This window comes from Candidatus Streptomyces philanthi (assembly GCF_059553635.1).
Window position 1 is genome coordinate 1 of the sequence record NZ_JCANQV010000220.1, and the last position, 10,171, is coordinate 10,171.

Consider the following 10,171-nt stretch of genomic DNA (forward strand, 5'->3'; position numbering starts at 1 on the left):
GCCGCCGCCCGCCGCGGCCTTGACCAGCAGCGGGAGGTCGTCCTCGGTGGCGCGGTCCGGGTCCACGGCGGGCAGCAGCGGCACCCCGGCCCGCGCCATCAGTTCCTTGGCGCGGGTCTTGGAGGCCATCGCGGCGATGGCGGCGGGCGGCGGGCCGATCCAGGTCAGGCCCGCCCCGGTGACGGCCGTGGCGAAGTCGGCGTTCTCGGAGAGGAAGCCGTAGCCGGGGTGGACGGCGTCGGCGCCCGCGGCCCGCGCCGCCGCCACCAGCAGGTCGCCGCGCAGATAGGTGTCCGCGGGGGCGTCGCCCGGCAGGCGTACGGCGGTGTCGGCCTCGCGTACGTGGGCGGCGTCCGCGTCGGCGTCCGCGTGGACGGCGACGGTGGCGATGCCCAGCTCCCGGCAGGTCCGGAAGATCCTCCGGGTGATCTCGCCTCGGTTGGCGACCAGAACGGAACGGATCATGTCTGCCTCACATCCGGAAGACGCCGAACCCACCCCGTACGCCCTCGACGGGGGCGGTGTGCAGGGCGGACAGGCACAGGCCGAGGACGGTGCGGGTGTCGCGGGGGTCGATGACGCCGTCGTCGTACAGGCGCCCGGAGAGGAACATCGGCAGCGACTCGGACTCGATCTGCTGCTCGACGACGGCCCGCAGCGCGGTGTCCGCCTCCTCGTCGTACGGCTGCCCCTTGGCGGCGGCCGAGGCGCGGGCGACGAGCGAGAGCACCCCGGCGAGCTGCTGCGGCCCCATCACGGCGGACTTGGCGCTGGGCCAGGAGAACAGGAACCGGGGGTCGAAGGCGCGGCCGCACATGCCGTAGTGCCCGGCGCCGTACGAGGCGCCCATCAGGACACTCAGGTGCGGCACCCGGGAGTTGGACACCGCGTTGATCATCATGGCGCCGTGCTTGATGATGCCGCCCTGCTCGTACTCCTTGCCGACCATGTAGCCGGTGGTGTGGTGGAGGAAGACGAGGGGGATGTCGCGCTGGTTGGCGAGCTGGATGAACTGGGCGGCCTTCTGCGCCTCGGCGCTGAACAGGACGCCCCGCGCGTTGGCGAGGACGCCGACGGGGTAGCCGTGCAGGGTGGCCCAGCCGGTCACCAGGCTCGGGCCGTAGAGCGGTTTGAACTCGTCGAAGTCCGAGCCGTCCACGATCCGGGCGATGACCTCGCGGGGGTCGAACGGCGCCTTGAGGTCGCCGGGGACGATGCCCAGCAGTTCGTCCTCGTCGTACTCGGGGGGCGCGGCGGGCGGCGGATCGGGGTGGGCCTTGCGCCAGTTGAGGCGGGCGACGACCCGGCGGGCCTGGCGGAGGGCGTCGTGCTCGTCGGTGGCGAAGTGGTCGGCGAGGCCGGAGGTACGGGCGTGCATCTCGGCACCGCCCAGCGACTCGTCGTCGCTCTCCTCCCCCGTCGCCATCTTCACCAGCGGCGGCCCGCCGAGGAACACCTTGGCCCGCTCCTTGACCATGATCACGTGGTCGGACATCCCCGGGACGTACGCGCCTCCGGCGGTGGAGTTGCCGAAGACCACGGCGACCGTCGGAATGCCGGCGGCGGAGAGCCGGGTGAGGTCCTTGAACAGGGCCCCGCCCGGTATGAAGATTTCCTTCTGGCCCGTCAGATCGGCCCCTCCGGACTCCACCAGCGAGATCACCGGCAGCCGGTTGGCGTACGCGATCTCGTTGGCCCGCAGCGCCTTCTTCAACGTCCAGGGATTGCTGGCCCCGCCCCGTACCGTCGGGTCGTTGGCGGTGATCAGGCACTCCACGCCCTCGACCACACCGATCCCGGTGACCAGTGACGCGCCCACCGCGTAGTCGCTGCCCCAGGCGGCGAGCGGCGACAGCTCCAGGAACGGCGTGTCGGGGTCGAGCAGCAGCTCGACGCGTTCGCGGGCCGGGAGCTTGCCGCGCCCGCGGTGCCGGGCGAGGTACTTCTCGCCGCCCCCGGCGAGCGCCCGCGCGTGCGCGGCGTCGAGTTCGGCGAGCTTGCCGAGCATCGCCTCCCGCCGCTCGGCGTACTCGGCGCCCGCGGTGTCGAGGGCGCTGGCGAGCCGGGTCACCGGGTTCCTCCGAGGATGCCCCGGCCTTCGGGCCGGGGAGGAATCGGACTCCTGTGGAGCAGGGCGGGTATGGCCGGTTCGCTGCCAGGGCGGTCCGGCGTCCGCCGTCCTCGCAGGCGAGGAGCACCGCAAAGATCGTTTGGGCTCAATTGTCGGTCCTCCCGGGTAGGTTCGGGTGCATGACGGCAGCGACGACTGCGGAGACTGCCGGGTATGCCCGGTACACGTTCCGTGTGCGTGTGTCGAAGACGGCCCGGCGTCAGCTTGAGGCCGAGTGGGACCGGTGCCGCTGGGTGTGGAACGAGTCGGTCGCGAAGTCCCGGCAGGTGCACCAGCACAACCGGGCGGCCGGCGGGAAGACGACGTGTGGTCCGGCGCAGCTCGACAAGATGCTGACCGGGGCCCGGCGCGTGACGCCGTGGCTGGCTGAGGGTGCGTCGGTGCCGCAGCAGCAGGTGGTACGGGACTTCGCGAAGGCGCGAGCGAAGGCGCTCAAGGACATCAAGGCCCGGTTGCCGGTGCGGCAGCGGGCCGGGATGCCCCGTTACAAGAAGAAGCGCGACGCGCTGCCGAGCCTGAACTACACCCGGCGCGGCTTCCGGCTCAAGGACGGCCTCCTGCACCTGGCAGGCGGGATCGTCGTGCGGCCGGTGTGGTCGCGGGAGCTGCCCCAACCGCCCGGCTCGGTGCGTGTGTACCGGGATGCGGTCGGGCATTGGTGGGCGTCGTTCGTCGTCCGGGCCCAGACCGAGCGCCTGCCCGCGACCGGCCGTGTGCTCGGGATCGACTGGGGCGTGAAGGAGACCGCCACCACCACCAGCGACGACCACGACCTCCCCCACCCGCAGCACGGCAAGACCGCGGCGCAGAAACTCGCCCGCTATCAGCGGATGACGGCCCGGCGCCGGCCCGCGAAGGGACAGGCCGCCTCGAACGGCTACCGCGAGGCGAAGCGGAAGACCGCAAAACTCCACCGGAAGGTGGCCGCGCAGCGCACCGACACCGGCCGCAAGTGGGCCAAGAAGGTCGTCCGCGACCACGACCGGATCGCGGTGGAGGACTTCCGGCCGCGTTTCCTGGCGAAGTCGACCATGGCGAAGAAGGCCGCGGACGCTGCCATCGGCGCTACGAAGAAGGCCCTGCTGGAGATGGGCCGCAAGCACGGGCGCGAGGTCCGCCTCGTGCACCCCGCGCACACCACCATGGACTGCGCATCGTGCGGAGCGAGAACCAAGCACGCACTACCTCTTTCCGAGAGAACCTATGCCTGCACCGCGTGCGGAGCCGTGTCCCCCCGGGACAAGAACTCGGCACGCGTGATGCTGGTCCGGGCAGGTTGGAACCCGGCAGGTGCAGAGGGTGTAAGACCGCTGGAGCCGCAGGCTCCGGCGGCTGCCTGAGCCTGGAATCCCCACAACAGCCCGAAGGCGCCCCCACAAGGGGACGCCCGGCCGCAAGGCCAGGCGGGACCCCCGCCTTCAGGCGAGGGAGCCTTCAAAGCAGTACCTCCGGTATGTCCAGGTGGCGCGAACGCAGCCACTCCCCCAGGGCCTTGGCCTGCGGGTCGAAGCGGGCCTGTGCCGCGACGCCCTCCCCCAGCAGCCCCTCGACGACGAAGTTCAGCGCCCTCAGGCGGGGCAGCGGATGCCTGTCGATCTCCAGCTCCTTCGTCTCCGGCAGCAGTTCACGAAATCGCTCGACGGTCAGTTCGTGGACGAGCCAGCGCCACGCCGCTTCGGTGCGTACCCACACCCCGACATTGGCCGCCCCGCCCTTGTCACCGCTGCGCGCGCCCGCGACCAGGCCCAGGGGCGCCCGCCGCACGGCCGCCGGGGGCGGGGGCGGGGGCGGCGGCTCCGGGTCGGCGAGACGTTCCAGCTGCCGCGTGACGGGCGCCGGCGGGATGTCGACGCGGGTCCCGTCGGGCAGGACGGCGCGGTGCGGCACCTCGTCCGCGTCCACCACCACCGCCTCGAAGACGCCGTACGGGGCGCCCTTGCCGGGCGGCGCGGTGACGTGGAAGCCGGGGACGCTGCCGAGCGCCAGCTCGACGGCGGCGCCGCTGACGGCCCGCCCCACCGCCTCCCGTTCGGCGTCCCGCACCACCAGCCGCAGCAGCGCGCTCGCCTCCTCCTGGACGGCGGCGTCGGTGTGGTCGGTACGGGCCAGCGTCCACCGCACCTGTGCCGGGGCCCTGCCGGACGCCTCGAACGCGGCCGCCATCTGCGCCCGCACAAGACGGGCCTTGGCCTCCACGTCCAGGCCGGTCAGGACGAAGGTGACCTCGTTGCGCCAGCCGCCGAGCCGGGTCAGCCCCACCTTGAGGGAGGGCGGCGGCGGCTCGCCCCGCACCCCGCTGACCCGCACCCGGTCCGGGCCCTCCTGCGCCAGCCGTACGGTGTCCAGCCGGGCCGTCACGTCCGGGCCCGCGTAGCGCGCGCCCTGCGTCTCGTAGAGGAGTTGGGCGGTGACGGTGCCGGTGGTGACGGCGCCGCCGGTGCCCGGGTGCTTGGTGATGACGGCGCTGCCGTCGGCGGCGATCTCGGCGAGCGGGAACCCGGGCCGGAGCACGTCGTGCTCCTCGAAGAAGCTGTAGTTGCCGCCGGTGGCCTGCGTACCGCACTCCAGGACATGACCGGCGACAACCGCCCCGGCGAGCGCGTCGAGGTCCTCCGGTCCCCACCCGAAGTGGGCCGCGGCCGCCCCGCTGACCAGCGCCGCGTCGGTGACCCTGCCGGTCACCACCACATCGGCCCCGGCCCGCAGGCACGCCGCGATCCCGCCCCCGCCCAGATAGGCGTGCGCGGTGAGCACGTCACCGCCCCAGGCCGGACGGGCCCCGCCCGCCGACAGGTCGTCGCCCTCCACATGTGCCACCCGCACCGGCACCCCGACCCGGTCCGCCACCTCCCGTACGGCGTCGGCGAGTCCGGCCGGGTTGAGCCCGCCCGCGTTGGTGACGATCCGCACCCCGCGCTCGACGGCGAGCCCGAGCCCGTCCTCCCACTGCCGCAGAAAGGTGGCGGCGTAGCCGCGCTCCGGGTGCGCGGCGCGGTCCCGGCCGAGGATGAGCATGGTCAGTTCGGCGAGATAGTCGCCGGTCAGGACGTCCAGCGGGCCACCGGTGAGCATGTCGCGGAACGCGCTGAACCGGTCGCCGTAGAAACCGGAGGCATTGCCGACCCGCAGCACCCCGGGCCCGTCCGGGGCCGTCACGCGGGACTCCGGCGGCCGTCCGTCCCGGGCGCCCGCCCCTTCCCCGGCGGCCCGGCGAACGCCTGGGCGATCCCCAGCCACCGCTCCGCCTGAGCCCCCACGGTCCGCAGCGACCGCGCGTCGTCCCGGTGCAGCCGCTGGGTGACCAGCAGACAGAACTCCACCGCGTCCCCGGTGACCCGCTGCGCGGCGTCCTTGGGCCCGTACGCCCACAGGGAACCGTCCGGGGCGCGCAGCTCCACCCGGAACTCCTCGGCGGGCGGTTCGAGGCCGTGGACCCGGTGGGCGAAGTCCCGGGTCCGTACGCCGAGCCGGGCGACATGGCGCAGCCGCGCGGTCGGCGCGCGGTGGACGCCCAGCGCCCCGGCGATGTCCTCGCCGTGCGCCCAGGTCTCCATCAGCCGCGCGGTCGCCATCGAGGCGACGCCCATCGGCGGCCCGAACCAGCGCAGCCGGGTCCCCTCCGGCTGCCGCAGCAGCGCGTCGAGCAGCGCGGCCCGGCCCGCCCGCCAGTCGGCGAGCAGCGTGCCCGGTTCCTGCCGCGCGCCGGCCGCCGCGCCCTCCTCGACGCCGGTCACCGCCGCGGGGGCTGCCGCTTCGAAGGCGTCGGGGTCGGTGACGGACAGCAGCGCCTGCTGATCGGTCCAGGTCAGATGGGCGATCTGGTGGGCGACGGTCCACCCCTCGGCGGGCGTGGGCGCGGCCCACCGCGCGGCCGGAAGCCCTGCGACCAGGGCGTCCAGTTCCTCGCTCTCGTCCCTGAGATCCGCCAGAACGGGGCCGGGATCGGACACGCGACACTCCCCTCATCGGCTCCTCCGCCGTACCGGGGAGGGCCCGTGGACATGCGGTGACTTCGGCGACTGCGGTGCTCGGTGCGTCGTACGGTGCGGACGGGCGCGGGCGCGCAGGGGTGGCTGTGCGTCGCGGGGTGGTTCCGCACCGTGCTGATGAGGGTGGCAGCGGGCGGGAGGACAATCAAGCATGCGTGCATGATTTTTACGGCGCGTACCACCGGCCCCTACGCCGAAAGGGGCACCGACCACCCGGCCGACGCCCCTTCCCGCCCCTCTCCCGGAGGGTCAGCCGTGCCCTCCCCCGGCACTGCGCACCGCCCCCACACTCGCCACCACGACCAGTCCGATCGCGACGATCTCGGCCCACCCCAGCGCCTGGTGGAGGACGAGGAAGCCCGCGGTCGCCGCGGCGGCCGGCTCCAGGCTCATCATCACGGCGAAGCCGGAGGCCGGGAGCTTGCGCAGGGCGAGGAGTTCCAGGGTGTACGGCATCACGGACGACATCAGGGCGACGGCCGCGCCCAGCCCGATGGTGACGGGGTCGAGCAGGGCGGAGCCCGCGCTCACGATGCCCAGCGGCAGGCTCAGCAGCGCCGCGACCGTCATCGCCAGCGCCAGCCCGTCCGCCTGCGGGAAACGCCGCCCCGTACGGGCCGACAGCAGGATGTACGCGGCCCACAGCCCGCCCGCGGCCAGCGCGCAGCCCGCACCGACCGGGCTCAGTTCGTCGAAGCCCCCACGCCCCAGCAGCGCCACCCCGCCCAGCGCCAACCCCGCCCACAGCAGGCTCAGCACCCGCCGCGAGGTCGCGACCGACAGGATCAACGGCCCCAGGAACTCCAGGGTGACCGCGGCGCCGAGCGGAATCCGGTCGATGGCCTGGTAGAACAGCGAATTCATCCCGACCAGCGCGACACCGAACCCGACGACCGTCGCCCAGTCACCGCGCGAGTACCCCCGCAGCGCCGGCCGGCAGACCAGCAGCAGCACCAACGAGGCCGCCACCAGCCGCAGCGTGACCACCCCGAGCGCCCCGGCACGCGGAAACAACAGCACCGCCACCGACGACCCGAACTGCAACGAGACGATCCCGCCGATCACCAGCGCCACGGACCCCAGCCGCCCGCGCGCCCCGGCGGCCTTCTCGGCCGACCGCACCTCCCGCGAGGGCGGTACCGCGCCCTCGGGGCCACTCGCGACGGACGGCGGAGAACCGGGCGTGCCGGAGACGGACAACGGAGCGCCACCCATGTCAGCGCCCTGGGAACCGGTGGTCGAGGAATTCACCCCACCTACGCTAAGTCCCCCGCTCCGCTCCGCGAAACGCACGCCATAACGGGACGCACCACCCGCCTCCCACCGCTGCGCTCCGGCACGCCCCTGTCGCGCTCCGCACACCCTGCCGCACCACCCTGCCGGGCCCTCTCACCCCAGCGGACACCCGTACTCCCGGCGCACCCGGTGCGGGCTGCACGCGATCAGGTTCACCGACAGAAAGCGCCCGCCGGCCAGCCACCACCCGCCGACCCGGTCCTCCCCCTCGTCCAGCGCCCGCACGGTCTCCTCGTACGTATCACCGACCGCGTACGATCCTTCGAACATTCCGTCGTACATGGCAAGCTGCCCGGCGAACCACTTCGCCCCCTCCTCCGCGTCATGGAACGTCCCCTCGACCCGCGAGGCCGGCTTCAGCAACCAGTCCGCGCACTCCAGCGGCATCACCGCCGCCGAGGCGAACTCCGGATGCCCCGGCCGCCGATGAGCGTCCCCGGGCTTGACGAGAACATCACCGTGACCGAGCCAGACATAGGCATGGTGATGGTGCCTGGGCATCGTTCTCCCTGCTGCGCACTGGTTCGGGTGGGCGGCCCGCACCGCGGGGCGGGCCGCCCGGTTCACGGATTACCGGCGGCCGCAGCCGTCGCCGTCGCCGCAATCTCCGCTGACGCTAGGGACCTACCGTGCACCGTCACCCGCGATGTGCAGAAGTGTGCACGGTGACCTTCTGAGGCTGGTCATCCGACGCTCATCCGTGTTGAATCTCGCACCGAGAAGGGGGAAGTGGTGCACACCACTGCACATCCCGGAACGTCGACTACGAGAAGGGCCCGTTCGCGGACTGGAGGGCGGGCTTCCGTCACGACCCGGCCGACCGCGAGTCGTGGTGGCGTCCGTGGCTCGACCTGATGCAGGAGACGGTGTCCCGGGGCGTCGTCGTGCGCCGGGCCCGTATCGTGTCGGAACCGGTCAGCGAGTACACCCGGTTCCTGTACGACGGCACGTTCAAGAATGTGGTGGCCGGCGAACAGGTCCGGTGGCTGCCGCGCCGCCGGGCGTCCGACATCGCCCTCCCGGGCAATGACTTCTGGCTGTTCGACGAGAAGTGGGTCTATTGGAACCATTTCGCCGGTGACGGCTCGTCGATGGGTATGGAAGTGACGGACGAACCCGCCGTCGCCAAGCTCTGCGCCGACGCCTTCGAGTCGGTGTGGGCGCGGGGCGTACCGCACGACCAGTACGAGATCCGCTAGCAGAAAGCACCGTTCGGCCAGCTCATGCCCATATCCCCCTCCTCGTCCGCCCAGGCCGCCCGCGAAGTCGTCGCGCGGCGGCTCCGGGATCTGCGCAAGGGGGCGGGGCTGACGGTCACCGGGCTGGCCGAACGGTGCGGCTGGCACCACGCGAAGACGTCCCGCATCGAGAACGCCCGCACCGCGCCGTCCGCCCAGGACATAAGGCTGTGGTGCCGTGCGTGTGGGGCCGAGGGCGAGACCGAGGGACTGATCGCGCAGTCGCTGAGCGCCGAGTCGTTGTACTCCGAGTGGCGTCATCGCATGCGCGACGGGTTGAAGCAGCTCCAGAACAGCGTGGTGCAGTTCTACCGTGAGACCCGGCTGTTCCGGGTGTATTCCTCGTCGTTGGTGCCGGGGCTGTTGCAGACGGAGGGCTATGCGGCGGCCGTGCTGCGGTCGGTCGCCCGGTTCCGGGACCTCCCCGTCGACGACAGTGCGGACGCCGCGCGGGCGCGCGTGGAGCGGTCCCGGATCATCCATGAGCCGGGGCGCAGATTCGTCCTGCTCATTGAAGAAGCGGTTCTGCGGTACCAGATGGGGGACGCGGACACGATGGCCGCGCAACTGGGCCACCTGCTGACCGCCGGGACGCTGCCCGCCGTGTCGCTGGGCATCATCCCGATGGCGGCACGCGAGCGGGGGCAGTGGCCGCGCGAGACGTTCCACATGTACGACGACGCCGTGGTGTCGGTGGAATTGGTCTCCGCGAGCGTACGGATCAATCAGGCGAGCGAAGTCGCCCTCTACCTCAAGGCGTTCGAAGAACTCCGCGGCATGGCGGTCTACGGCGCCGACGCCCGCGCGCTCGTCCTCAAGGCGCTCGAAGCGCTGCACTGATCGCTCGCGCGTCCCCGGGCGGGCGGTACAGGACATCGCCCACCCGGGACACCCGCGTCAGCCCGTCTCCCCCTCCCCCAGCGCCTCCGCCAGCACCTCCGCCAGATGCCGCGCCCGGCGGTCGGTGAGCTGAGCGAGCTGGGTGCGGCAGGAGTAGCCGTCCGCGAGGAGTTCGGTACCGGGCGAGGCGGCCCGGACCGAGGGGAGGAGTTGGTCCTCGGCGCAGGCGACGGAGACGGCGTAGTGGCCGCGTTCGAAGCCGAAGTTGCCGGCGAGGCCGCAGCAGCCGCCGCTCAGGTCGCCGGTCAGGCCGGCCTTGTCGCGCAGGCGGCGTTCGGCGGCGTCGCCGAGGACGGCGTGCTGGTGGCAGTGGGTCTGGCCGGCGGTGGGGCGGTCGAGGCGCGGGGGGTTCCAGTCGGGGGCCAGTTCCTCCAGGGCCTGGGCGAAGGTGCGGACCGAGGCGGCGACGCGGGCGGCGCGCGGATCGTCGGGGAGGAGTTCGGGCAGGTCGGTGCGGAGGGCGGCGGCGCAGCTCGGTTCGAGGACGACGAGGGGGCGGCCGTCGCGCAGCAGCGGGGCGAGGGCGGCGGCGGTGCGCCGCATCTCGGTGCGGGCCCGGTCGAGCTGGCCGGTGGAGACGTAGGTGAGGCCGCAGCACAGGGGGCGGCGCCGGCGCG

9 protein-coding genes and 1 pseudogene are annotated in these 10,171 nt (G+C 73.0%); 3 read left to right on the forward strand and 7 right to left on the reverse strand.

The window, feature by feature from the left end:
- Together AC51EU_RS22075 and AC51EU_RS22080 are read right to left on the reverse strand one after the other, a co-directional pair.
- The coding region (locus AC51EU_RS22075; protein ID WP_496268764.1) for a biotin carboxylase N-terminal domain-containing protein at positions 1–465 on the reverse strand (465 nt) is incomplete at its 3' end.
- A gap of 7 nt (positions 466–472) precedes the next feature.
- On the reverse strand, positions 473–2,071 hold the full coding sequence (locus AC51EU_RS22080) for an acyl-CoA carboxylase subunit beta (RefSeq protein ID WP_496268765.1): 1,599 nt from the start codon (positions 2,069–2,071) through the stop codon (positions 473–475).
- 179 nt (positions 2,072–2,250) lie between these two features.
- On the opposite strand from AC51EU_RS22080, the gene AC51EU_RS22085 reads away from it, so the two are divergent.
- Positions 2,251–3,471 carry an RNA-guided endonuclease InsQ/TnpB family protein gene (locus AC51EU_RS22085; RefSeq protein WP_496268766.1) on the forward strand — a complete coding sequence of 407 codons (1,221 nt, stop codon included), beginning with the start codon at positions 2,251–2,253 and terminating at the stop codon, positions 3,469–3,471.
- Positions 3,472–3,565: 94 nt separating this feature from the next.
- On the opposite strand, the gene AC51EU_RS22090 is transcribed toward AC51EU_RS22085, so the two are convergent.
- From AC51EU_RS22090 to AC51EU_RS22105, 4 genes are all read right to left on the reverse strand, one after another.
- Positions 3,566–5,287 (reverse strand): acyclic terpene utilization AtuA family protein, encoded by a 1,722-nt coding sequence (locus AC51EU_RS22090; protein ID WP_496268767.1) that lies wholly within the window; start codon positions 5,285–5,287, stop codon positions 3,566–3,568.
- Entirely contained in the window at positions 5,284–6,081 is a 798-nt protein-coding gene (locus tag AC51EU_RS22095) for a TIGR03084 family metal-binding protein (RefSeq protein ID WP_496268768.1), read from the reverse strand. The genes AC51EU_RS22090 and AC51EU_RS22095 overlap by 4 nt, the downstream gene beginning before the upstream one ends.
- 288 nt (positions 6,082–6,369) lie before the next feature.
- Positions 6,370–7,371 (reverse strand): EamA family transporter, encoded by a 1,002-nt coding sequence (locus AC51EU_RS22100; RefSeq protein ID WP_496268769.1) that lies wholly within the window; start codon positions 7,369–7,371, stop codon positions 6,370–6,372.
- A gap of 138 nt (positions 7,372–7,509) precedes the next feature.
- A complete protein-coding gene (locus tag AC51EU_RS22105; RefSeq protein ID WP_496268770.1) occupies positions 7,510–7,917 on the reverse strand; it encodes a hypothetical protein in 408 nt (135 codons plus the stop codon).
- A 257-nt stretch (positions 7,918–8,174) separates the two neighbouring features.
- Between AC51EU_RS22105 and AC51EU_RS22110 the strand changes: the two are divergent.
- Together AC51EU_RS22110 and AC51EU_RS22115 are read left to right on the forward strand one after the other, a co-directional pair.
- Positions 8,175–8,615, forward strand: a pseudogene (locus AC51EU_RS22110) (DUF6879 family protein); the annotation flags it as partial.
- A 24-nt stretch (positions 8,616–8,639) separates the two neighbouring features.
- Positions 8,640–9,494 (forward strand): helix-turn-helix domain-containing protein, encoded by an 855-nt coding sequence (locus tag AC51EU_RS22115; protein ID WP_496268771.1) that lies wholly within the window; start codon positions 8,640–8,642, stop codon positions 9,492–9,494.
- A gap of 57 nt (positions 9,495–9,551) precedes the next feature.
- On the opposite strand, the gene AC51EU_RS22120 is transcribed toward AC51EU_RS22115, so the two are convergent.
- The coding region (locus AC51EU_RS22120; RefSeq protein WP_496268772.1) for a (Fe-S)-binding protein at positions 9,552–10,171 on the reverse strand (620 nt) is incomplete at its 5' end.